The 25177-nt window shown below is 36.4% G+C and carries 24 protein-coding genes and 2 pseudogenes; 4 read left to right on the forward strand and 22 right to left on the reverse strand.

Annotated elements, in window-relative coordinates:
• From FGL31_RS02885 to FGL31_RS27425, 3 genes are all read right to left on the reverse strand, one after another.
• Positions 1–495, reverse strand: coding sequence for a YdcF family protein (locus FGL31_RS02885; RefSeq protein ID WP_138089643.1), 495 nt, complete (start codon positions 493–495; stop codon positions 1–3).
• A 180-nt stretch (positions 496–675) separates the two neighbouring features.
• Positions 676–1851, reverse strand: a complete 1176-nt coding sequence (lpdA, locus tag FGL31_RS02890; protein ID WP_262709027.1) for a dihydrolipoyl dehydrogenase — start codon at positions 1849–1851, stop codon at positions 676–678.
• The gene (locus tag FGL31_RS27425; protein ID WP_262709028.1) at positions 1829–2065 is read right to left on the reverse strand and encodes an FAD-dependent oxidoreductase; all 237 of its coding nucleotides are present in this window, start codon (positions 2063–2065) and stop codon (positions 1829–1831) included. The genes lpdA (FGL31_RS02890) and FGL31_RS27425 overlap by 23 nt, the downstream gene beginning before the upstream one ends.
• 192 nt (positions 2066–2257) lie before the next feature.
• Here FGL31_RS27425 and FGL31_RS02895 point away from each other — a divergent pair, with 192 nt between their 5' ends.
• Positions 2258–2524 (forward strand): DUF3817 domain-containing protein, encoded by a 267-nt coding sequence (locus FGL31_RS02895; RefSeq protein ID WP_232046220.1) that lies wholly within the window; start codon positions 2258–2260, stop codon positions 2522–2524.
• Between the two features lie 27 nt (positions 2525–2551).
• On the opposite strand, the gene FGL31_RS02900 is transcribed toward FGL31_RS02895, so the two are convergent.
• The 7 genes from FGL31_RS02900 to FGL31_RS02930 all read right to left on the reverse strand — a co-directional run bounded on the left by FGL31_RS02900 (position 2552) and on the right by FGL31_RS02930 (position 11727).
• The gene (locus FGL31_RS02900) at positions 2552–2959 is read right to left on the reverse strand and encodes an acyl-CoA thioesterase (RefSeq protein WP_099371956.1); all 408 of its coding nucleotides are present in this window, start codon (positions 2957–2959) and stop codon (positions 2552–2554) included.
• Between the two features lie 96 nt (positions 2960–3055).
• A complete protein-coding gene (gene lpdA / locus FGL31_RS02905) occupies positions 3056–4462 on the reverse strand; it encodes a dihydrolipoyl dehydrogenase (RefSeq protein WP_099371957.1) in 1407 nt (468 codons plus the stop codon).
• A gap of 198 nt (positions 4463–4660) precedes the next feature.
• A complete protein-coding gene (locus FGL31_RS02910) occupies positions 4661–5203 on the reverse strand; it encodes a plastocyanin/azurin family copper-binding protein (RefSeq protein ID WP_099371958.1) in 543 nt (180 codons plus the stop codon).
• Between the two features lie 68 nt (positions 5204–5271).
• Complete coding sequence (locus FGL31_RS02915; protein WP_099372127.1) at positions 5272–6894, reverse strand: hybrid sensor histidine kinase/response regulator; 1623 nt, start codon at positions 6892–6894, stop codon at positions 5272–5274.
• Between the two features lie 8 nt (positions 6895–6902).
• Entirely contained in the window at positions 6903–7472 is a 570-nt protein-coding gene (locus FGL31_RS02920) for a chemotaxis protein CheB (protein WP_138089644.1), read from the reverse strand.
• A gap of 2 nt (positions 7473–7474) precedes the next feature.
• Positions 7475–8308 (reverse strand): CheR family methyltransferase, encoded by an 834-nt coding sequence (locus tag FGL31_RS02925; RefSeq protein WP_138089645.1) that lies wholly within the window; start codon positions 8306–8308, stop codon positions 7475–7477.
• Positions 8296–11727, reverse strand: a complete 3432-nt coding sequence (locus tag FGL31_RS02930; protein WP_138089646.1) for a hybrid sensor histidine kinase/response regulator — start codon at positions 11725–11727, stop codon at positions 8296–8298. The genes FGL31_RS02925 and FGL31_RS02930 overlap by 13 nt, the downstream gene beginning before the upstream one ends.
• Before the next feature lie 506 nt (positions 11728–12233).
• Between FGL31_RS02930 and floA the strand changes: the two are divergent.
• The 3 genes and pseudogenes from floA (at position 12234) to FGL31_RS02945 (ending at position 14671) form a co-directional block, all read left to right on the forward strand.
• Positions 12234–13210, forward strand: a pseudogene (gene floA / locus FGL31_RS02935) (flotillin-like protein FloA).
• A 349-nt stretch (positions 13211–13559) separates the two neighbouring features.
• On the forward strand, positions 13560–14078 hold the full coding sequence (locus FGL31_RS02940; RefSeq protein WP_099371963.1) for a KdsC family phosphatase: 519 nt from the start codon (positions 13560–13562) through the stop codon (positions 14076–14078).
• Entirely contained in the window at positions 14078–14671 is a 594-nt protein-coding gene (locus tag FGL31_RS02945) for a Maf family nucleotide pyrophosphatase (protein WP_138089647.1), read from the forward strand. Before FGL31_RS02940 ends, FGL31_RS02945 begins: the two co-directional genes overlap by 1 nt.
• A 63-nt stretch (positions 14672–14734) precedes the next feature.
• Here FGL31_RS02945 and FGL31_RS02950 read toward each other — a convergent pair whose 3' ends face one another.
• The 12 genes and pseudogenes from FGL31_RS02950 to FGL31_RS03000 all read right to left on the reverse strand — a co-directional run bounded on the left by FGL31_RS02950 (position 14735) and on the right by FGL31_RS03000 (position 25084).
• Positions 14735–16345: a TonB-dependent receptor plug domain-containing protein gene (locus FGL31_RS02950; RefSeq protein WP_138089648.1), complete on the reverse strand. Its 1611-nt coding sequence runs from the start codon at positions 16343–16345 to the stop codon at positions 14735–14737.
• A gap of 83 nt (positions 16346–16428) precedes the next feature.
• A complete protein-coding gene (locus tag FGL31_RS22990; RefSeq protein WP_197734065.1) occupies positions 16429–17361 on the reverse strand; it encodes a hypothetical protein in 933 nt (310 codons plus the stop codon).
• A 56-nt stretch (positions 17362–17417) separates the two neighbouring features.
• Positions 17418–17870: an HYC_CC_PP family protein gene (locus tag FGL31_RS02960; protein WP_138089649.1), complete on the reverse strand. Its 453-nt coding sequence runs from the start codon at positions 17868–17870 to the stop codon at positions 17418–17420.
• Between the two features lie 266 nt (positions 17871–18136).
• A complete protein-coding gene (gene trpA, locus FGL31_RS02965; RefSeq protein WP_138089650.1) occupies positions 18137–18895 on the reverse strand; it encodes a tryptophan synthase subunit alpha in 759 nt (252 codons plus the stop codon).
• 1 nt (position 18896) lies between these two features.
• The gene (trpB, locus tag FGL31_RS02970; RefSeq protein ID WP_138089651.1) at positions 18897–20081 is read right to left on the reverse strand and encodes a tryptophan synthase subunit beta; all 1185 of its coding nucleotides are present in this window, start codon (positions 20079–20081) and stop codon (positions 18897–18899) included.
• The gene (locus FGL31_RS02975; protein WP_232046221.1) at positions 20059–20493 is read right to left on the reverse strand and encodes a phosphoribosylanthranilate isomerase; all 435 of its coding nucleotides are present in this window, start codon (positions 20491–20493) and stop codon (positions 20059–20061) included. The genes trpB and FGL31_RS02975 overlap by 23 nt, the downstream gene beginning before the upstream one ends.
• On the reverse strand, positions 20474–20704 hold the full coding sequence (locus FGL31_RS24390) for a hypothetical protein (RefSeq protein ID WP_232046222.1): 231 nt from the start codon (positions 20702–20704) through the stop codon (positions 20474–20476). The genes FGL31_RS02975 and FGL31_RS24390 overlap by 20 nt, the downstream gene beginning before the upstream one ends.
• On the reverse strand, positions 20697–21686 hold the full coding sequence (gene trpD, locus FGL31_RS02980; RefSeq protein WP_138089652.1) for an anthranilate phosphoribosyltransferase: 990 nt from the start codon (positions 21684–21686) through the stop codon (positions 20697–20699). The genes FGL31_RS24390 and trpD overlap by 8 nt, the downstream gene beginning before the upstream one ends.
• A gap of 205 nt (positions 21687–21891) precedes the next feature.
• A complete protein-coding gene (locus tag FGL31_RS02985; RefSeq protein ID WP_138089653.1) occupies positions 21892–22362 on the reverse strand; it encodes a hypothetical protein in 471 nt (156 codons plus the stop codon).
• A gap of 168 nt (positions 22363–22530) precedes the next feature.
• The gene (locus tag FGL31_RS02990; protein ID WP_002996718.1) at positions 22531–22752 is read right to left on the reverse strand and encodes a DUF2795 domain-containing protein; all 222 of its coding nucleotides are present in this window, start codon (positions 22750–22752) and stop codon (positions 22531–22533) included.
• Between the two features lie 136 nt (positions 22753–22888).
• Positions 22889–23287 carry a lysophospholipid acyltransferase family protein gene (locus FGL31_RS24395; RefSeq protein ID WP_317131127.1) on the reverse strand — a complete coding sequence of 133 codons (399 nt, stop codon included), beginning with the start codon at positions 23285–23287 and terminating at the stop codon, positions 22889–22891.
• Between the two features lie 419 nt (positions 23288–23706).
• Positions 23707–25084, reverse strand: a pseudogene (locus FGL31_RS03000) (dipeptidase).
• Between the last annotated feature and the right edge of the window lie 93 nt (positions 25085–25177).

A 25177-nucleotide genomic window follows, 5' to 3' on the forward strand; every position in this document is an offset into this window, starting at 1 on the left:
TCAATATTTAATACCATGTTCCTTTAAGAAATATACGGCATTTTTCTCATGTTCCTTCAATGGTTTTAGTTCTTCTTCCGTCAAAGAGGAAGCAACGGAAGCATAAAACTTTTTTATTTTTGGGATGATCTTTTCTGCAATTAATTTTACCCTTTCGATATGAAATTCGGAAGTAATGATTATCAACAGATCAGGATTATATTTCTCTAAAAAGGATTTTGACATCGAGAAATCTTGGACCGTATTAGTAGATGCTATTCCTTTTAAAAACCTTTCTTTTGGAATCCCTTTCAAGATCAGGAATTCTTGTGCATAATAGTAGTGTGGTTTTGAAGTATTATTGAAATGCTCTCCTTTTCCTCCAGTACATATAATTTTCGCTGTGCTGTAACAGGTAGCCAAATCAAATGCTCTGTATAATCTATCGATAGCAATAGGAGATAGTTGTCCGTTGTCATCGTTTGGTGCTCCAAGCACCATAATTAATTTATTCATCAATAATCAAATCTATAATTTTGGAATTGTCGATGTAATATAGTTTAATTATTAATAATATTAATAAAAAATATTAATCAAAAGTATAAAAAATAATGATTAAAAAATTGATTATCAATCATTGATATCCAAAAAAGGCTACCCGGTAAGGTAGCCTTATATAATTGAATTGATTTTTTCTTATAGATGGATTACTTCACCGTATGCATCAGCTACTGCTTCCATAATCGCTTCACTCATCGTAGGGTGTGGGTGAACTGCTTTCAAGATTTCATGACCTGTAGACTCCAATTTACGGGCTACAACTACTTCTGCAATCATTTCAGTTACATTTGCTCCAATAAGGTGAGCACCTAAGAATTCGCCATACTTCGCGTCAAAGATCACTTTTACAAACCCATCTTTCGCGCCAGCAGCAGATGCTTTACCTGATGCTGAGAATGGGAATTTTCCAACTTTGATTTCATATCCAGCTTCTTTAGCTGCTTTTTCTGTAAAACCTACAGAAGCAACCTCTGGAGAACAATAAGTGCATCCTGGAATATTGTTGTAATCAATAGGGTCAACATGTAAACCTTTGATCTTCTCAATACAAGTGATACCTTCAGCCGAAGCTACGTGAGCTAATGCCTGTCCTTTTACAATATCTCCGATAGCATAAACACCATCGATGTTAGTTTTATAATAGTCATCAACAACAACACGGCCTTTGTCAGTTTTTACACCTACCTCTTCAAGACCTAAGTTTTCAATGTTAGGAGTAATACCAACAGCAGAAAGTACAACTTCAGCTTCTAATGTCTCAGTTCCTTTTTCAGTTTTGATTGAAACTTTACAAAGATCACCTTTCGTATCTACTGATTGTACTTCAGATTTGGTAAGGATGTTGATTCCAGCTTTTTTAAGGGATTTTTCTAATTGTTTTGAAACTTCCTCATCTTCAACTGGAACGATGCGGTCCATAAATTCAACGATGGTAACTTTAGTGCCGATTGCATTATAGAAGTATGCAAATTCAACTCCGATTGCACCCGAACCTACTACAACCATTGATTTAGGTTGTTTTGGAAGAACCATTGCTTGTCTGTAACCGATAATTTTCTTGCCATCTTGCGGAAGGTTAGGAAGTTCTCTAGAACGAGCTCCTGTAGCAAGGATAGTGTGTTTCGCTGTATATTCATTGGTAGATCCGTCTGCCGCTTTCACTTCGATTTTACCACCTTTTTTAATCTTTGCCGTACCCAAGATCACATCGATCTTGTTCTTCTTCATTAAGAACTGGATACCTTTACTCATGCCATCTGCTACACCACGACTTCTTTTCACAATAGCGTCAAAGTCGGCTTCTCCCACCATTTACTTTGATACCATAATCAGCAGCATGATTTAAATATTCGAATACTTGAGCACTTTTCAATAGTGCTTTGGTAGGAATACAACCCCAGTTAAGGCAAATTCCACCTAATGCGTCACGTTCGATAATGGCAGTTTTGAATCCTAATTGAGCAGCGCGGATTGCCGCAACGTATCCACCTGGACCACTACCGATAACAATAATGTCGTAATTCATAAATATTAATTGTCGTTATGTTTGCAAAATACAATTCATCAAAAATACACATTTTTTATTTAGTCAGGTCATATCTTTTCGGCAAGAAAGTCATTTTTATGCCCTATATGTCATATCGAGGTCACTTCCCACTTGGGCATTTCCTTTACATAAAGGTTTTCCTTTTCTTTGCGCTGACTAATAGTAATTTATATGTTAAGAATATTTCAGCAAGTTGCCCTATGGGAGGCAATCTCTACCGTTTTGTTGTTTTTTGTCGCTATGCCTTTAAAGTATTTTGGTGGAATCCCCGAAGCTGTACGCGTAGCAGGGTCAATCCATGGATTTCTAGTGGTCCTATTCGTTGTCCTTTTAATAGCATGTTGGCAAACTTATAACTGGAAATTTGGTCGAGTTGTGAAATATTTTGTCCCTGAGCTTGATCCCAATAGTTTCTTTTTGGGTAGAAAAAGATCTTAAAAAAGAAATTAACGCTCAAAGAACAGCCTAATCCCTCTTGTTGATATTGGGCTCAATCCCCATATAGGCATACGTAATTTCTGTTTTGCCATGTGGGGTTGGGGTACCGTCTTTGTCTAAATTGACAAAAACTAACTTATCAATCGATAGAATAACCATCCTGGTGATTTTATTCCTCACAACACATCTCATGGTCAAGGAGGTCCGCCCAAAGTTAGTGGCCTCAATACCGAGCTCAATAATATCCCCTTGCTTTGCAGAGCTGACGAAATTTATTTCTGAAATGTATTTTGTAACTACATGAGGATTCCCGAGTTGTACAATAGCATAGATAACTGCTTCTTCATCTATCCATCTTAGTAATGTTCCTCCAAATAAAGAACCATTAGGGTTTAGGTCTTCGGGTTTGACCCATTTTCGAGTATAAAAGTTCATAATACAAAATATGAAAATCTGACGATAAGTATCAAGAAAAAACGGGAAGAAGAAATAAAAAGGGCAAACTAATTTGTTTGCCCTTTTGAATTTTTATTAAGCGTGGATCGCTCTGTTTGCAGTCGCTGCAAGTGCAGCTTCTTTGAATGCTTCAGTAAAAGTTGGGTGAGCATGGCAAATTCTACCGATATCTTCTGCAGATGCACGGTATTCCATAGCAACCACAGCCTCAGCAATCATATCTGCAGCACGTGGACCAATCATCTGAACTCCTAGGATCTCATCAGTCTCAGCATCAGCTAATACTTTAATGAAACCATCAGTGTCACCCGATGCTTTAGCACGTCCAGATGCCTTGAATGAGAAGCTTCCAGCTTTATATTTTTTACCTTCTTCTTTTAGTTGCTCTTCAGTTTTACCTACTGCAGCAACCTCAGGCCATGTATAAACTACTCCTGGGATTAAGTTATAATCAATATGAGGTTTTTGTCCTGCAATTGCCTCAGCTACGTAGATACCTTCATCTTCTGCTTTGTGAGCCAACATAGCACCTTTGATCACGTCCCCAATGGCATAAACACCAGCAACAGAAGTCTCCAAATGCTCGTTAACAGGAACTTTGTTTCCTCTTTCTTCCGTTTTGATGCCAATGTTTTCAAGGCCTAAACCTTCAGTGTATGCCGTTCTTCCAACAGCAACAATGCAATAATCTCCCTCTAATACAACATCTTGATCCTTAGAATCTTTTGCAGTAACAGATACTTTTTTGCCCTTAACTGTAGCACCAGTAACTTTGTGGTTCAAGAAGAATTCCATACCTAAGTTTTTCTTCAAAACTCGTTGTAATTCTTTACCAAGACCAGCATCCATGGTAGGGATAATTGATTTCGCATATTCGACTACTGAAACCTTAGCACCAAGTCTTGCGTAAACTGAACCTAATTCCAAACCGATAACTCCACCACCAATGACAATCAGATGTTTAGGAACTTCTGTAAGATTTAATGCTTCAGTAGAAGTGATGATACGTTTCTTATCGATAGGAAGGAAAGGTAATGCAGTTGGTTTTGAACCGGTAGCTATAATTACATTTTTAGTGCTTAATTCCTCAACCTTGCCATCTTCAGCAGTAACCTTGATCGTGTTTTTGTCAACAAAAGATCCTACGCCTTGGAAGCTGTCGATTTTGTTCTTTTTAAATAAAAATGTGATACCAGCAGTGTTTTGAGCAATTACATCATTCTTACGGTCGATCATTTTTTTCATGTCAACTTTCAGGTTGCTCAAGCTAATACCGTGTTGTTCAAAATTATGAGCAGCATTGTGATAGTGTTCTGATGAATCTAACAATGCTTTTGATGGAATACATCCAACGTTAAGACAGGTACCTCCAAAAGTGCTATATTTCTCAATAACAGCTGTTTTTAAGCCTAATTGCGCACAGCGGATAGCGGCAACATAACCACCTGGACCACTTCCGATTACGATTACGTCGTATTGCATAGAATTTTTTCTTTGTTTACGTGGCAAATTTACAGTTTTAAAACGGAAATAAAGTATTTAGAAAGGAGTATTTAGTATTTAGATTTTTCAATCAATCATGACCCGAATCCAATTCAAATCGGTGGGAAGGAAGAAAATCAATGACAAAAAAATAGGGCCCCAAATGGTGGCCCTAGATTTTTATATTCTTCTTTAAAATTATTCTGCAACGATTTTACCTTGCATAATTCCAAAGTGACCAGGGAAACTACATAGATAAGGATAAACACCTTTTTCTAAAGTAAATGTAATTTTATCTTCTTGACCTGGACCTAATAATTTTGTGTGCGCAACGATTGAAGATAATGCAGATTTAGGGATATATTGATTATCCGCTGCAGCCGCAGCCTCTCCTCCAAATGTAGCGATATCAACGCCTGGTTTCAAAACTACAAAGTTATGACCCATTGACTCGATTGGCATAGTACCTACGTTTTTGAACGTTAATTCTACAGGCTCTCCAGCTTTAACACGAATTAAGTTTGTATTAAATTGCATTTGATCGTTTCCTTCAACTGTCCATGCATTCGATAGAGTAACATTCTCTATCCCTGGTACAGTCTCAGTTGTCGTAGTTGCTTCAGTTTCTGTTGGTGTAGTGGTTTCGGTTGAAGCGCCTTCCTCTTTCTTCTCAGCGTTATTGCCACAAGAAGTAATTCCAATTGCTAAAACTAGCGCTGGAATGATGAATAATTTCTTCATAGCTATTTTTATAATATAATTTTATACGAATTTAACATAAATTATTGATTTAAACGAGCTTTAAATTGTTAAGAGGTCATTTTTGGATTCTTATTTTTATTAGTTACCTGAATTATTTTTTGATATAGCTCGATCGGATCAAATGGTTTGCCAATAACACCGTCGGCACCAGCTTGATAGGCCGCAGCTTGCTCATGCTCCAATACCGAAGCTGAAATAGTGATGATTGGAATACCATGCTTTTCAGGAATAATGTGATTCTTGATTTCCTTGATCGCCTCAAAACCACTCATAATAGGCATATGGGTGTCCATTAAGATCAGATCATATTGCTCACTCTCAACCTTTTCAAGAGCAAGACGGCCATTTTTGACAATATCAACATGGCAATTCCAACTTCTTAACATATGCGCCAACATGAACGAGTTCAATTCATTGTCCTCAGCTACCAAAACTTTCATCTTTTCAAATTTTGGAAAGCTGTTGTACGTAGGAACTTCTTTCTCTTTTTCAACTTCACTCTGCGCCGACTCCTCAAACCAACCCTCAAAATAAAATTCAGAACCTTCACCATAGACACTGTTGGCTCCAACATCTCCGTTGAGTAACTTGGCCAAACGTTTAACAATTGCCAAGCCTAGACCCGTACCGCCAAATTTTTTGGTAATACCATCGTCTGCCTGTTCAAAAGCCATAAATATTTTGTCAACAGAATCCTCACGAATACCAATTCCAGTGTCTTTTACCGAAAAACGAAGTTGATAACGCTCAAAATCCTTGTTAATGACTTGAACAGTCAATTTAATAGATCCTTTTTCAGTGAACTTTAAACTGTTTGATACGAAATTGCTAATGATTTGTTGTAGACGTAAAGAATCATAATGTATATACTGTGGAACATCTTCTTCAACTTCAATATTGAACTTGAGGTTCTTGTGGGTAGCCTTGATCTTGAAAATCCTATTGATGTCCTCAATCATCTTTGTCAGACTGAAATCCTCAAATTCAATTTTCAACATCCCTGAATCTATCTTCGAAAGATCCAAAATGTCATTGATAATCAATAATAATGAATGTGAAGCATTGTCCAACCTTTTTAACCAGTCTTTTTGTTCTACCGTTAACTCCGAACTTTTGAACATGTGCATGATTCCCATAATGCCATTAATAGGTGTTCGGATCTCATGGCTCATGTTGGCTAAAAATATTTCTTTAGATTTCCTGGCTTGAATAGCCTCCTCACGAGTTTTTAATAATTCAATCTTGGATTCTTCAAGTTCCTTGTTCTTTTGAATCAGTTCCTGCTGAATCAAAATCTGTTGAACAAAAGATTTAACCTTTGCAATAGTGATTTCAGGATTTAATGGCTTGTAGAGATAATCAACAGCACCACTTTCTAAACCTTTCAAGAGGTATTTATCTTCCTTCGAAATGGCGGTAACCATGATAGCCATGATATGACTGGTTTTAGGATTTGATTTTAGTAATGAAACAAACTCAAATCCATTGATTTCCGGCATTTGAACGTCTACCAAAGCAATTGATATATCATCCTTCCAACAAATTTTAAGAGCATCGTTGGGATCAGTGGAACTTATGATATTTACATGGTCTACTTCCTGTAGCAAGGCATGAAGACTGATGATATTTTCTTCCTTATCATCCAATATCAGAATATTGATCGTTTTCATAGGTGACATTACGTTAACTGACTGAAATAATCTATAATTTGTTGATTGGAAAGAACCTTAACCTTTTTCGAGGATTGCATTCCTGCTTGCGGCATAGTCTCAATCACTGCTTCCTGAGGGTTCTGTGCATAGCAAACCGCTCCATAGTTAATTAAGGTCTTTATTCCTTCTGATCCATCATTATTTGCTCCAGATAGAATAAATGCTGTCGCATGATTACCATAAACTGCAGCAACTGATTCAAAAAAAACATCGATAGATGGCCTGGAAAACTGAACAGGATCAGAAATGTCCAAAGAAAAAATATGATCCGGTTCCACTAAAGTGTGGTAACCCGGAGGTGCAAAATATATGTGATTTCCTAATATCGGAAGTTTGTCGCGAACTGAAATAACATTGCGATTGAGCCGTTTTGATAAACTGGATTCTATTTTCGTTTCGTACTTCGAATTTCGGTGAAGCACAATGACAATAGCGTCGCTGAATGCTGTTGGAAGACTGTCAAGAATTTCCACTATCAGTTCATAGGCCCCTGCGGAACCGCCGATAACGATGATGTTTTCTGATGGAATCTCCATTTCTATTTGATTTTTTGGTAGATGTTATATTCCTTGTCAATCACTTTAAAATTCTCCATGATATCATGTCGAATCAAGGTCTCCTTTGTCCCCAAACATAGAAACCCAAATAAAGCTAATGATTGATAGAATAAATTGATGACATGTTCTTGTAGCCTGAGATCGAAGTAAATCAATACATTCCTACAGGTGATGAGCTGAAACTCATTAAAAACCTGGTCAGTAGCTAAATTATGTGTCGAGAATAAAATGTTCTGTCTTAGATCGTGATTGATAATCGCTGCATCATATCTTGCCGTATAATAATTGGACAGACTTTCAGTAGAATTATATGCATTGAAATTATCTGAATATTCCTTGAACTTCTTCAGAGGATAGATCCCTTTTTTTGCGACATCTAGAACTTTGCTATTGATATCAGTGCCATAAATAAATGATCGGTCACTCAGGTTATTTTCTTTTAATAATATGGCTAAAGAATAAACTTCCTCGCCAGTTGAGCAGCCTGCGCTCCAAATCTTTATCCTAGGAAAGGTCTGTAGATAAGGGATGATTTCCTTGTTGAGTTTATTGAAAAAACCAGGGTCACGGAACATTTCAGTAACATTGACGGTCACTTCCTGAATAAAGTATTGCTGAAATCCATCGACATTGATCAAGGCATTTTTCAAATCAACCATATCCATGTCTTCAAGATTCATGATCCGCTGAATCCTACGTTTTAATGAAGAACGTGTATATCCTGATAAATCAAAATCAGATACATTCTTCAGTAGAAATACGATTTCTTCTACCTCTTGAAAACTCAACTCATAAGGACCCTTTAACTCAGCCATACTTGCATTAATGATACTAATTTGTCTAAATCAATAGGCTTGCTGACATAGTCATTCGCTCCTAGCTCTATTGATTTCTCACGGTCACCTTTCATCGCCTTTGCAGTTACGGCTATGATAGGCAATTGATTGAACTTTTTGTTTTTCCTTATTTCCTGAATCGCCTCATAGCCGTCCATTTCTGGCATCATGATATCCATTAAAACAATATCTATCGTCTTGTTGCCATCGTTGAGAATGTTTAAGGCCTCCAATCCATTGTTTGCAATTTCAATCTGCATATTGTACTGCTGGAGTGAAGAAGTTAAGGCAAATACATTCCGCATATCGTCATCAGCAATCAAAACCGTTTTGTGATCAAGAGTACTTGTTCCGTAATTCTCCTTAGGACTTATCTTCTCAGGATGCTTTATAGGATTATAAGCTGGCTTGGAAAGTTTATTTAAGAAAAGGTTCACCTCATCAATCAATCTATTGTTTGATTTACTAGACTTTAAAACCATAGACTGTGTATGTCTCATAATCCTTTCCGTTTGTTCTGTACTTAAATCATACGCTGTGTTTATGATTACAGGTAGCTTTTCATACTTAGGATTGGATTTGATGACATCCAACATTTCCAAACCGCTGCCATCAGGTAACTTGACATCTAAAATGATACAATCTAAGTTCTTCTCCTGTTCTAACTTTTTTAATCCTGATTCAACAGTGAAAGCTTGAATAACATTGATGTTCTGCTCTGCGAAAGCTTTTTTAATAAGGTCACTCTGGAATTCCTGATCTTCTATCAAAAGTATCTTCTTCAATTCCTTGTCCACATTCAGCTTGATGTTTTCAAATGCTTGACTGATACTTTCTCCTGTCACAGGTTTTGCCATGAAACCAATTGCTCCACTTTCAAGGAAATCCTTCTTGTTGAAATTGGCCGCTGACATCATATGGATAGGAATATGCTTGGTGGATTCATTTGCCTTCAAGGTTTTCAAAACTTCCCATCCGTCAGCCAATGGTAGCATAACATCTAGGATGATGGCATCTGGAATGAAGTCTTTGGCCATCTGAATACCCGCCATGCCATCATATGCATTTTGAACATGAAACCCGAATTCTTCAGCAAATTCCTTCAGAATGTCAGCAAAATTGACATCATCTTCAATGATAAGAATGGTTTTGTTTTCTCGGAGTTCAATCTCAAGGTCATCCAGCTTGACCTCAGTAATTGAAACAATATCACCTTCTTGTGGCAATTTTGTAGAAATAAGAGGTTTGGCAGCTATAGGATGTGACTTTTGAGTTGCCTCTGGAACTTCATTAAATGGAATGATCAAGGTGAACTTACTTCCTTTCCCTGATTCACTCTCTAATGTTATACGCCCACCTAATAAGGATGCTATTTCTTTTGAAATTGATAAACCTAGCCCTGTGCCACCATACTTCCGACTCGTGGATCCATCTTCTTGTCGGAATGCTTCGAAAATCAATGCTTGTTTATCTTCAGATATTCCCTTTCCATTGTCAGAAACTGCAAAATGAAGATTGCCAGTTTGGTTGAAAATTTGAAGTTTAATCTCACCATTTGGAGCCGTGAACTTAAATGCATTAGAAAGGAAGTTCTTTAAAACCTGTTCAAGACGGTATTCATCTGTAATGAATTCCTCAGGTGAATTAGAAGTGTCAATTTTAAATTGAATTGATTTTTCCTTCGCTACCTCTTTAAACAGGGATTCTAAATTGGAAGCAAATGACTTACTGTTAATTGAATCCTTGTGGATCTCAACTTTACCTGATTCAATTTTTGCCAAATCAAGCAATTCATTGATTAATTGCAATAGATCTGATCCGGCATTATGAATTACAGATGCATATTTAACCTGCTCATCACTTAGATTATCATGCTTGTTGTCTTGAAGTAGTTTGGCCAAGATCAAGATACTATTCAATGGCGTCCTTAATTCATGGCTCATGTTTGCCATAAATTCTGACTTATATTTACTGGCCTGTTCAACCTCAGTTATCTTCTGTTCAACAATGGTATGTGCATGATTTAAATCAGTATTTCTTTTTTCCAGTTCTGCGGCTTTTTCATTAAGCTCTTTATTGGCTTGGGAGAGTTCTTCTTGTTGAACACGTAATTCTTCCTCAGACGCCTCTAATAAGTTGGTTTTATAAACCAATTCCTCATTTGTAATTCGCAACTCTTCTTGTTGTGCCTCAAGTTCTTCGGTTTGTCGTTGAGTTTCTTCCAATAAGCCTTCAACCAATGCATGACTTTGTCTGCTGTGTAGCGAAGAACCAATAGAACGACTTGTTCTATTGAGGTACGTTAAAATATTTTCACGTTTTGATTCTGGATAAGTTCCAATAATTTCTATTAAGGCAATGCAATAATCTTCATATACAATTGGATATAAGATTACATCTGCTTCAATAGCTTTTATTGTGCCGGTTTTTATCTTTGTATTGTTGATGTCGATTGAAGGAAGGATTTTAGGTTTTTTAGAATCAACCACAGAACCGAGTATTCCTTCACCTAATTTGAACTCTTCAATTTTATCAATTTCATCGAGACCAATTGAATCCTTTAAAGCAAACTCATAAGAGTCAATTTTACGAATGTAAAAAGCACCAGCAAATGATTTTGTGACTTCGGAAATCACTCCCAAAGATGTATTTGCAATCTCAGCTTCAGAATTTACACTAGAGATGGTATTATGAAGCTTGGAAGAATTCGTCAACACCCAGTTAACATTTTCAAGCTCTTCGGAAGTCTTCGTCAGATTATTGTTGAGTTCTTTTTCTTTTCTTGTATTTCTTCGCAGGTATTCCAAGATCCTCAAGGTTTGGAAAAAAGCGAAGAAAATGACCAGCAAAGATAAAACTCCTAATATTGCTGTAAATATCCTAGTTCTTGAAAGTTCTTTGTTTCCTTGATCGGTCAAGGTTTGCCGTGCAAGTATCACATCATTGGTGAAGGCGTTTCTAGCTTCATTTATACGAGTCTGTTCTTCAGCCAATGACTTTAAAATAGCGTCAGAATTTTCAGTGTTGAAATCATGGTCATTATTGACAATTGATTGTGTAAGAGTTTTAACAAACTCGACTGAAGCAGGCGCAACAGCATATAGATCGTTGGGTTCTTCTATCTTTCTGATGATTTCTTGAACTTCATCATTCAGTTGTTCTTCAACCAAAGGTTCTGAATTACGTTCTAGATTCTTGTACTTAGAAAGTTTCTGAAGGTCAAGCTCCCATTCTTGAATCAAATAAAAACGTTCTTGACCTAATTCAATGTAGTGATTGATGTTATTAGAATAGGCGTTCTGTTTGTTGAGGAAATACCAATAAGAAAAAATAATTATTAGATTGGCAACAATAATACTTGCAATAAATTGCCATCTTAATTGACTAAACTTATTCATGTTAGAAAAGAATGTTAGCGATAAAATTCATAAGTACAAAATTAAAGTCCATTGAAAAACTTTCAAATATAAGATTTTGAGGCAATTAGCCTGTTACCTCATTTGACTAAAATTTTTGCAAATGTAAGGAAGAAAATGATAAACATAGTCTTGTTTAATTCTTTTACAAATACTTGTTTTTTAAATCAAATGGTTCAAATCCAACGAATTGATCGTTGTAAAATCTGTTTTTTTGTTTAAAAATTCACTTAACTAAGGATAAAAAATTAATAATAAGCAAGTTAGTGTTAAATTCAATATTAATAATTCTTGAATTTAGCCTATCCATCCAACTGTGTGGCGCAACATATAAAAATATAAATACTTTCTTAATGTTTAAAGATTTTTAAACTCTTTTTGGGAAATGTGCCTGAAAAATAATCGATTAATAACGAGGATAATGAGAATCTGTTTGATTTATTTTTTTATCTTTAAGAAGTCAGAAAACAATATTAATCTATAAGTTAATGGATTCACCAATTCAATTAGTTCTCATTATCACAGGTTCTGTAGTAGCAATCTTTTTGTTGTTATACATACTCCCTGTAAATCTCTGGTTTACAGCTCAATTGTCAAATGTAAAAATCAGTCTATTAAATTTAGTTCTGATGCGTTTGCGTAAGGTTCCACCATCATTGGTAACCAATGCAATGATCACTTCTACAAAAGCTGGTCTTAAAATTACATCTAATGAAATTGAGACACATTATTTGGCCGGAGGAAATGTCAATAAAGTTATTAAAGCATTGATTTCTGCAGATAAGGCAAATATTCCCTTGGATTTTAAATTGGCAACGGCAATTGATCTCGCAGGTCGTGATGTATTTGATGCGGTACAGCTTTCTGTAAATCCTCAAGTCATCAATACTCCTCCTGTAGCAGCTGTAGCAAAGGATGGAATTCAATTGATTGCAAAAGCAAGAGTAACAGTACGTGCAAATATCAACCAATTAGTAGGGGGTGCCGGTGAAGAAACAATCCTGGCGCGTGTAGGTGAGGGTATAGTAACAACTATTGGTTCTTCATTAAACCATAAAGAGGTCTTAGAAAATCCAGATAGGATATCCAAAACGGTCCTTTCTAAAGGTCTGGACTCAGGTACTGCCTTTGAAATATTATCTATTGATATTGCAGATATCGATATTGGCGAAAACGTGGGTGCAAAACTTCAAACTGATCAAGCTGAAGCGGATCTGAAAGTTGCAAATGCTCGGGCTGAAGAACGTAGGGCAATGGCGGTAGCAACAGAACAAGAATGAGGGCTAAAGCGCAAGAAGCTAAAGCAAAAGTAATTGAAGCTGAATCGCAAGTGCCAATGGCAATGGCCGAAGCTTTTAGAAACGGTAATCTCGGAATTATGGATTACTATAAAATGCAGAATATTCAGGCAGATACTGAAATGAGAACATCAATCTCAAAACCTCAAGGTCCGGATAAAAAATAAAAAATATTCAATTAGTAAAAAAGCCATGCAATAAATAAATGCATGGCTTTTTTAATACAAAAAAACCCTGACGATGGGCGCCAGGGTTTGATACTAACCAATTATAAACCTAAATTATGAAAAGACAATTTTTAAATATTAATTCTACTTATACGTGGAATTATGAAACAAAGGTACGCTGAGAATTAATATTAGCCAAGAGTTTTAGAGAAAAAGTTTCCTTTGCAACCATTTTCTGACAATTCTCTGATTTATCTGTTGCAACAAATAAAAAATTGGCTTAATCGGATTAAAAATTGACTCAATAAGGTCTCTAAAATTTATTTATTTTTGAGGATATCAATTCATTATGGTCTTAAAAAAATTTGCTGGGATTAAAGCAGTAGTATTGGATGTCGATGGGGTATTAACTGATGGGAAACTTTTGGTTACCGAAAATGGAGAACAGCTTCGTTCCTTCTTTGTAAAAGATGGATATGCTATGCAATTAGCTGTAAAAATGGGTTTGCATATTTGGGTTATCTCCGGAGGTAAATCTGAAGGTGTTCGCAAAAGACTAGAAGGACTGGGAATTACTGAAATCCATTTGGGGGTAAAGAATAAAATGGAAATATTGAAACAGCTCCAGGCAAAATATGAATTGAATCATTTCGATCTAATGTATGTGGGTGATGACATGCCAGACTACGAGGTAATGCAAGCGGTTGGACTTGCAGTATGCCCAAATGATGCGGTAGAAGATATCAAAACTATCTCGCATTATATGTCGCCAAAGAATGGGGGTGAAGGTGTGGTGAGAGATGTATTGGAGAAGATACTAAAACTCAAAGGTAAGTGGGGTGTTCAAACTGAAATTAAAAGTGTTTAATGATTTTACAGGAAAGAATAAAAAATATTCCTATCATTTTAGGATCTAAATCTCCAAGAAGAAAAGAATTATTGTCCTCAATGGACCTTGCATTTACTGTAGAGATTAGGGAAACAGATGAAAGCTTTGATGAAAGTTTAGATCCTATTTCCGCCGTGAAATTTATAGCTGAAACAAAGTTAGGTGCTTTCGATGATAATGGATTGTACGATAAATTGATCATCTGTGCAGATACTGTTGTTGTAGATCACATGGGTACTGTAATTGGTAAACCAAAGGATGAAAATGAAGCTATTGACGTAATTTCAGGACTTTCAGGCAAAGAACATAAAGTATATACTGCAGTCGCTATTTCATATCAAGGAAAAAGAATTTCATTTGTTGAAGAAACCATAGTTTGGTTCAATGAGTTGTCTGGTGAAGAGATTAAATATTATGTTATGAGGTACAAACCAATGGACAAAGCGGGTTCTTATGGCATACAAGAATGGATCGGGAGAGTTGGCATTGAAAGGATTGTAGGTTCCTATGAAAACGTAATCGGTCTGCCTACTGCAAGACTTCAAAAAGAACTGAAAAAAATGTTCAAATAAAAAACAAGGGCGAGAATATATACTCTCGCCCTTTATTTTTGAAGCATTAGGATTTGCTCAAAATTATTTAATATGATACCTGATTCCAGTATAGAACATTCGGCCAGCAATAGGTCCCCAAAGCATATTGGTGTCGAAATTTTGTCCAAATGGCTGATCAAATGCTAGGATTGGATCTTTCTGATAGAAATTACTCAGATTCTCCCCACCAACATAGATGTCGAAATTCTTATTCTTTCCAAAAGATTTACTCACTTGAGCATTCATGGTTACATACGCATCTGAATGTGTTGCCAATTGATATTCTACAGGATTGCTACTCGTATTTGGCAATCTTTTAGGACCAACTACATTTAAAGTATAATCAAAACTCCATCCCGAATGGAGATTATAAGCCAAATTCATGAATCCTCTATGTTTGGCTGTCAAAGGTTTTTGCAATGTACCTGTATTATAATCCGTCTTTACATCTAACATTCTATAAGCCATTCTCACTTCGAAATGATTCAACGGCATAAATCTTAACTCTGCCTGTAAACTATTAGAATATGATTTGCCATCTAAGTTATAAAATGAAACTTCACGAGGATTTTCAAAATCAACTACGACTTGATTTTGGAAATTATTGTGGAACAATTCAACTGAAACTCCAGATTCCCTACCGAATATTTGAAAGCTCTGATCAAAGGTAAGACCGGTATTCCATGATACTTCAGGCTTTAATCCGTAAGCACCTTCTCCATTCACTAAGGTTGCCAGTCCATTGATTGTTCTGCTAGAAGCAAAGATTCCTAGATTCTCCGCAAAAATGTTGGCAGTTCTTTGTCCGCGGCCAGAACTCAACCTAATCGTTGTCCCCAAAACGGGTTCATAACGTAATACCGCTCTCGGCGTAGTAAACCAACCATAAATATTGTTGTAATCTTGCCTTAGTCCTAAAACAGCATCAAATTTCTCGTTAGGACTAAAAGTATATTCCGCAAAAGCACCCGCAACAGCTTCTTTCCTGCCAAACTGATAACTGTAATCATTCTCTGAATTATATCGATTCAGGTCCTCATTCAATTTATCATATTGCAGTGAAGCTCCAACCTTATATTTATGCGCAACATTTCCTAAAATATCTTGAAAAAGAAGGTTCGCATAAAATGAATTCTGTTCATTATCATATGAATTAAGTCCAAAATAGCTTTCTTGTTTATATTGACTTGCTGATAGTTGCAAACCAATACTGCGGTGTTTGTTCGTTGGGAATACATAGCCTAATTTACCAAACCCTTCGATCCTTTGATTCTTGAAGCCTAGACCATATTTGTTAGTCGTGTACTTATCAGTTTTTTCGTTGAAATCAATCTGTCCACCGACACGGTCATCATGCAAGAATTTTACACCAAATTGAGCAATAATACCTTTCCCATTTTCAAAATGCCAACGATTAACTCCTGAAAATAAATTCCCTACAGGCATATCGCGGAAACCATTGTTGCTGAAATTCATTTCTTTGTTGTACATAAAATTATCATGCAACAAGAGGCCAACTGACCATTTTTCATTGATATGATGGGATAAATTTAAGTTCACATCAGTTCTTCCCATGTTATTTGCATAGGCATTAAAATAAAGCTTCTCGCTGTTGTGAGGTTTCTTTAATTCTACATTGATCTGTCCAGCCATATTCTCAAAACCATTGGCAACAGAACCAATACCTTTACTAATATTAATTGCTTCAATCCAGGTGCCAGCGATACTGTTTAGCCCTAATGGTGATGCGAATCCCTAGGTCCTGGTAAACCTTCCACGGTCAATTGGGAGTATATTCCTGCTAATCCAAGCATCTGAATCTGCTTACTGCCTGTTACGGCATCACTGCTCACAACATCGACAGACGCATTAGTGGAGAAACTCTCACTTAAATCACAACATGCAGCTTTGAAAAGCTCCTTGGCAGTAATGGTCTCAACCCTGTTTGGAGATAGTTTAGAAATATAATTAGATTTTTGACGCCTTGTTACTACAATTTCTTGTAAGGTATTGTTCCTAGCTTGAATCACTAAAACCTCATGAAGGTTCTTTACCTCAACGGTATCTCCTTGCATGCTAGCATGTGAAAATACCAAACGACGATAGGGCTTTTGGTGCATTATCTTAAAAACACCGTTTTCATTCGTCTTAACTTTTTTACTGGGATCATCTAGCCAATAAATTGTTACCTCTGTGATAGGTGTTAAGTCGCCTTTTTCACTTTCATTGACAACAACGCCAGTTACTTCATGGTCATGGTCGTGGTCATGTCCTCCATTTTCATCATGGGCATGATCTGCATGAGTCGTATCTGCCGAATGATGGTCATCAGAACCTAATCTATCATAAAGACAACATTCATGCAGTTCCTCATAAACGGCATCATCAGCCCTGAATCCTTCTGTATCATGCCCTACAGCAGCAATGCCTTGTTTTATTTTATCTACTGTGATTTTATCAGCATCAAATGTAACAGTAGCAATACCTGTTGTTGCATCCCATTCAATGGATTCAGCACCTGAATCCTTTCCAGCTGTTTCAATGCGTTTTTTACACATGGCACAATTGCCGGCAACCTCAAATTTTTCTGTCTGTAATTTTTCTTGGGCAAATAATCCGGTGCCCACGGAAATAAAAATAAATACGATTAAATATCTAAATATGTGCATAGTTCAAATGTTATTAATGATTTAAAAAGTCTAGATCGATTTTTTAAACATTAATATCAAATGATAAAACTGCAGTTTAATAAGTAAACAGAATGGTTTCTCGCAAATAATGCGGGTTTAAAGGGAATAGGAACTTGGGGTTGATCTTCAATGATTAATTCCCAGCTGCTTAAGATCCAAGGAATCAGTACAACGGCAGGGGAAAAATCAAATATATTGCCAAATAGGATTTTAGACCTAACTTGGTCGCTTTCAGCAGATAGCTCCAAATCAACTTGTGAGTCTTGACATGAGTGACTGTCCTCACAATCAGATTTACTGGTCTGATCATCTTCATGATCGTGGTCTTTGTGCATATCAACACACATTGGACAACTATCATGTGATACTTTGGCCTCTTCTAAAACTGAAAATAATGTGCTTTTTCCACAATGATGCATATAAATACTAGCTCCCGTACTACATACAGAATAAATCAATAGTAAGCATATGGCTACAATTTTTTTCATGACCAGTTCAAAGATAATAAAGTAGTTAATAAAATGTGGATAATTAATAGTAATTTTTTCTTGTCAAAAGAATTCACACTAATTATATTCGAATTGACTTAATACTTTATAAACCTTTTTTTATGGAAACATTAGCTGCACATCCAAATCTGTTGTATTTTGGCTTATTCGGCCTCGTATCAGCAGGAATCTTGGTGATTTTCCTGTTCAACAAAATTCTGAAAAGAGTTAACTAATAAGAGGGGATGAGAAATCATCCCCTTTTTTTATCCTTTGATAGCAGAGATAAAATCCGGAATCTTCTCCAGATAGTTTTCCTCCGCCAATAATTTGACAAATGCAGTTCCGACAATGGCGCCATTTGCATATTGTGTGGCTTTAACAAATGTGTCTCTATTGTGAATGCCAAAACCAATGATTAAAGGATTTCTCAAATCCATATCCTTAATCCTTTTGAAATAAGACTCTGATTGTTCTTGAACATCTAGTTTGGTCCCTGTGGTAGCATTTGAGGAAAGCAAGTAAATAAAGCTGGTCGACAAAGAATCGATTTTTTTTACTCTTTCCGACGAGGTTTGAGGAGTAACCAAAAATACATTGCTCACATTATTCTCCTCAAAAATGCCTTGGTATAAATCTTCGTACTCATACATAGGTAAGTCTGGGATAATCGTTCCATTTACACCTACTTCTTTGCATGCTTTGCAGAAATTTTCTACACCAAATTGAATCACAGGGTTTACGTAGCCCATCAAAAAAACCGGTATTGAAACCCTTTTTCTAAGTTCTTTCAATTGGTCAAAAAGGACATTCAAAGTCATGCCATTCTTCAAGGCTACCTCTGAACTATGTTGGATAGTAGGACCATCGGCAACAGGATCAGAATAAGGAAAACCTATTTCAAGGAAATCTGCGCCAGCCTTCTCCAATGCTGCAGCAATATCAATCGTGCTGTCAATTTGGGGATAGCCTGCAGTAAAATATATCGAAAGCAAACCGTTTGCTTGTTTATTAATTTCTATCATACTAAAAACCAAAATATTTCATGTAATTATCCAAATCTTTGTCTCCGCGCCCAGAGAGACAGATTACAACAGTTTCATCACCTTTAAAGTTCATCTTTTCTAGGTGAGCTAGTGCATGTGAACTTTCGATAGCTGGGATAATACCTTCTAATTTGGTAAGTTGCAATCCTGCTTGCATCGCTTCTTCGTCAGTCGCACTAACATATTCTCCACGGCCTGATTTAAAAAGCCAAGCATGTTGAGGTCCGATGCCAGGATAATCCAATCCTGCGGAAATGGAATAGGGCTCTATAACTTGACCATCTTCTGTTTGCATAAGGATAGATCTAGATCCATGCAGTACACCTTCATTTCCAAGGACTGTCGTAGCTGCCGATTCGCCGCTGTTAACACCATGACCGGCAGCTTCAACAGCAATGATTTTAACATCCTCGTCATCCAAAAAATGATAAAACATCCCCGCAGCATTTGAACCACCACCAACACATGCCATGACAATATCTGGTGTCTCCTTGCCCGTTTTTTCCAATAACTGAATTTTCGTTTCCTCAGATATAATAGATTGAAAACGTGCAACCATATCTGGATATGGATGTGGACCCACTACCGAACCAATAATATAATGCGTATCGACCGGATTGTTAATCCAATCCCTTAAGGCTTCATTGGTAGCATCTTTTAAAGTTTTGCTGCCAGAAGTCGCGGCAACTACTTTGGCACCCATCATTTTCATGCGTGCAACATTTGGAGCTTGTCTCTCAATATCAATCTCTCCCATGTAAACAACACATTCCAACCCTTTCAAGGCACATACCGTCGCCGTAGCAACACCATGTTGACCGGCCCCTGTTTCAGCAATAATCCGCTTCTTGCCAAGTTTTTCAGCCAATAATATTTGGCCTATCGTATTGTTGATTTTATGGGCTCCAGTATGATTTAGATCCTCACGCTTAAGGAAAATCCTCGCATTGTATTTTTCAGAAAGTCTCTTGGCATGATAAAGAGGAGAAGGTCGCCCAACATAATTGCGTAAGAGATCTTCAAATTCTTCTTGGAAGGATGGATCCTCAATAATCTTTAAATATTGTTGTTGTAGTTCTTCAACATTGGGATACAGCATTTCGGGAATATAGGCTCCGCCAAATGGACCGTAGTAACCTTTGTTATTTACTTGATATTTGCTCATTACGTATGATTTTCAATGCTAATTTTAATTTTTCAATATCCTTTAGACCAGGCTCAATTTCAAATTTAGAATTTAAATCCAAACCGATTAAGCGGTGGTCCGTAAAACCAATTGCTTCATTGAGATTGTCCAAGGACAAGCCTCCACTCAGGAAATATGGTTTATCGAATGGGTATACTCTTAGTTTTTCCCAATCAAAAGTTTGACCTGTACCTCCAAAAGCTGAGCTTTTGCTGTCAAACAAAAAATAATCTACATTTTCCAGATAGGGCTTTAATTCGCTCCAATCGAAATTTTCACCTATCCCAAATGCTTTGATAATTTCTAAGCCTGTTTTTTCCTTAAGCTGGACCACCATTTCTGGACTTTCAGAGCCATGCAACTGGATAGCATCAAGAGAAAGGTCCTTCACCTTGGATAGAATATATTGATGATCGGAATTTACAAATACGCCTGTTTTTTTTGATGCTGGAAATTATTGGCAGGTTAGGAATATCAGCGGCGAACCTTGGAGATTTCTCATAAAAAATATGACCAATATACTGAATAGGAAGTTCCAGGAGCTGCAAAATATTTTGCTGCTCACGCATTCCGCAGACTTTTACCAATAATTCCTTAGGCATTGACTAATGTTTTAAAACTATTAAATGCTTTCAACCCCAGCAATGAAGATTCTGCCTCATAATAACAGTCGCCAAAACTCTTTTCTGGATGGAAAGTCTTGATGCCAAATGCTGCATTGGTCAGAACAACATTGTTTTGAATATCATTCCCTTTGCCTTCAATTATTTGTCTGAAGATTTTTGCTGCCTCTTCGATAGAATCTCCTCCTGCTAAATCATTTGGATTGACAGCATTGAATCCAAGCTCATCTACAGTGTAATAATTATCACCCTGATTATTGATAACCTTGAAATCTCCAGTCAATGAAATCTCATCATATCCGTCCAATGCATGCATAATGCTATATTGTTTGTCCGTATTTTGGTAGAGATAAGCATATAGTCTAGCAAGTTCTAAACTAAAAACTCCAACAGATTGAAATTTAGGATTTGCAGGATTGGTTAAAGGACCTAACATATTAAAGAAAGTTTTTACAGCCAGTGCTCTTCTGATTGGTGCAACTGTTTTCATCGCAGGATGGAATAGGGGAGCATGTAAAAAACAAATATTGGAAGTCTCCAATTGTTTTTCAAGGACATCCTTGTCTGTCGTAAATGTATAACCCAAATACTCCATAACATTGGAAGAACCACAGCTTGATGATACGCCTACATTTCCATGTTTTGCAACATGATAACCTGCACCAGCAACAACAAAGGAGGCTAATGTCGAGATATTGAAGGTGTTTTTTCCATCACCACCAGTTCCACACATATCAATCAGGTCATACCCATTGAAGTCTACTTTGTTGCATAGGTCATACATGGCATCTCTAAAACCTCCCAATTCCTCTACGCGGATACTGCGCATACCATAGATAGTCATAAAGGCAGCAATCTGATGATTGTCGTATTTGCCAGTAGCAATATTTGTAAGGATGTCATAAGCCTCTTTTCTGCTGAAGGACTTATATTCGAATAGATGCGCTAGTATTTCTTTCATGTTTAATCAATAAAAAAGGGCTTGCCAAAAAGGCAAGCCCACTATTATTTAGTTCTTTTAATTCAACCAATAGGTGTTTGCCACAACATTATTTGTTGTGCCACCACCAAGCTGTATTGAATTGTATTGTTTTCATTGTTAGTTCAACAAATATCCAAGATGTTTTTGATAATTGCAAGAAATCCTTTGAAAAAATGATTTTTTGTTAATATGTAACAAAATGGGCCATGTCATCACCTTTAGAAACCAAAGTAAATGAACCTATTTTATCTCCCTCTACATAAATACTTGTTACCAATCGGTCTTGATAATAGATGAAATACATATTGTTAACATGGAGTCCCTCAGGATCTATATCTCTAACTTCTTTTCGGGAGAGCTCGTTATAACTTTTAATCTCTATTTGATCAAAATTCTTATAGGTCAAGTTTAATCTGATTTCTTCAAGACTTACTTCTAAATAATCATACAGCTCATCACTAGGTTCATTGACAATGACCCATTGACTAAGGATTACATCTAAAGGAATTTCGGTATTATTTAGGTCAGCTATAAAATCCCAGGCTACATCCATACCATTGGCTGATGAAACTTGATGCTGATCATCATGTTCATATTGCGCAAAAGTGAATAGAGGATTAGTGAATAGCAAGAAATATAGTAAAAAACGTTTCATTAAATTGTTTTTATTGTCGTTCTATTGACCGTAAAAATATAAAAAGGATTAATTTGTTTTATTTTTCTTGAGTAAATAATCATTCGGAGGATATGTTGGGTCAAATCCTTAGCGTTAGTTTGATTAAATAAAAAAGCGCCCTAAATCAAGGCGCTTTCTATAGCGATTTTAATATTCGTCTTCGTTGAAGAAGAAATCATCTTTTGTTGGGTAATCTGGCCAGATTTCCTCGATGTTTTCATAAGGTTCACCATCATCTTCCAACGCTTGAAGATTCTCAATCACTTCAACTGGTGCTCCTGAGCGTATAGCGTAATCAATTAATTCATCTTTTGTCGCTGGCCATGGAGCGTCTTCTAAATGAGAAGCTAATTCAAGTGTCCAATACATATCTCTTTAATTAAGTTTCACGTTTTCGCAAAAATAATATTTAATTTAACTAATGCAAGAAAATTATCTTTAATTCTTTGTTAATAGGGGTATAGTTCAGAAAATCAGTATATTAAAATGTTGTATAAGTATAAAATCAAGACTCCCTATTCCATACTTTACTCATTTTTTCATAAACTTCTATTTCGATAGAATCATATTTCTGATTTTCAGTACCATTAAAATAAATCGGCTTCAGTACCGAAATCTCAATTACTCCTGGTTTTGATCCAAATCTCGAACCATCATCCCACATTATTTCATAGGCATTGTGAATAACAACAGGTAAGATCGCAATATTGTTCTCAATTGCCATTTTAAAGGGTCCAGCTTTGAATTTATGGAGCATCGGCGGAAATTCATCGTCTATTTTCCCCTCCGGAAAGATAACAATCGATTTTCCCTCCTTTAAAAGTTCAGTAGCGCGCTTAAATGCTTTAAATGCAGAGATCTTACTCTCCCGTTTTACTGGAATATCAATCGATTTGAAGAAAATCCGAGTAACAGGGTTTTTTTAATAACTCAATTTTACCAATGAAGGAAAACTCTTGTGGACATAAGTAAGTGAGAGCTGTAATATCTAAAATCGAAGTATGATTGGGACAAATGATATATGGAACAGACCAATCAACGGGTTCCTCATAGTTGATCTTGAAACGGATGCCTACCAAATGTAAACTGATAATGGAAATCCATTTACGAAACCAAACAATATGGGAATAATACCTTTGGGGATTTTTGGAAAGAAAATATAAAATCGGAAAACATAAAGAAAAGAAAAATAGAACTGATATAAAGTATAATAGTCTATGAATTTTCTTTAATATTAACGGCATATTTTCCTGTGAACATCTTTTTCGATGATGTAAAAATAAAAAAAGCTCCACGATTGTGAAGCTTTTTTGTTTTTTTTATTTATTTGCTCAATTCAGCATAATATTTATGGAATAAAGGTATAGTTTCAATACCTTTCAAATAGTTTTCGATTCCATATTTCTCATTCGGAGAGTGTAAATTGTCTGAATCAAGGCCAAAACCTAAAAGGACAGTTTTAATTCCTAGTTCTTTTTCGAAAAGAGCAACGATTGGAATAGAACCACCACCTCTTGTTGGAATTGGCTTTTTGTTGAAAGTATCTTCCAATGCTTTTTCAGCAGCTTTATAAGCGATGCTATCCGTAGGTGTAACTACAGGTTCACCACCGTGATGAGGTTTTACTTCTACTTTTACTGATTTTGGAGCAATCTTTTCGAAATGCTCCTTGAACAATTTCGTAATACGCTCGGAATTTTGATTAGGAACCAAACGCATCGAAATCTTAGCGTATGCTTTCGAAGGCAAAACTGTTTTTGCACCCTCACCAATATAACCACCCCAAATACCGTTTACTTCTAAGGTAGGGCGAATACCTGTGCGTTCGATAGTAGAAAATCCTTTTTCTCCCCATAATTCTTCAACACCTAGATCTTTTTTCATACTCTTGGATGTCAAATGGAGCCTCATTCAATGCTTTTCTTTCTTCCTCTGTTAACTCAATGACATCATCGTAAAATCCAGGGATAGCAATATGATTATTTTCATCGTGTAGGGATGCAATCATTTTTGAAAGGATAGTTGCAGGGTTTGCAACAGCACCGCCGTAAACTCCAGAGTGCAAATCACGGTTAGGGCCAGTCACTTCAACCTCAACATAAGATAATCCACGTAATCCAGTTTCCAATGATGGGTTTTCCAAACTGATCATGGAAGTGTCTGAGATGACAATAACATCGGCTTTCAATCGCTCCTTGTTGGCATTTACGAAGATCCCCAGGTTCGCAGAACCTACTTCTTCTTCACCTTCGATCATGAATTTAACATTACATGCTAATTCATTTTCTTTCATCATATATTCAAATGCCTTCACATGCATGTAAAACTGACCTTTGTCGTCAGCAGATCCGCGAGCATAAATCTTGCCGTCGCGAACTGTGGGCTCAAAGGGTGGAGTTTCCCATAATTCAATAGGATCAGCAGGTTGAACATCATAGTGTCCATAAACCAATACGGTTGGCAAACTAGCATCAATGATCTTTTCGCCATATACAATAGGATATCCTGCAGTAGGGCAAATCTCAACATTATCTGCGCCAGCATCCTTAAGCTTTTGAGCTACAAATTGCGCGGTATTGAGTACGCCTTCCTTATACTGTGGGTCAGCACTAACGGATGGAAAGCGCAATAATTCAAATAATTCTTCTAAGAAGCGGTCCTTATTTGCTTCTACATAGTCTTTGATTTTTTTGCATTTCAAAAGGGTTTTTACAAAGGTAATGAAATAAATTTTACAAGAGCTGTAACTTTTCCTTTCTATATGCGACTTATGTTAATAGAAAATATCAGCTAA

Source organism: Sphingobacterium daejeonense, from assembly GCF_901472535.1.
Lineage (GTDB): Bacteria > Bacteroidota > Bacteroidia > Sphingobacteriales > Sphingobacteriaceae > Sphingobacterium > Sphingobacterium daejeonense.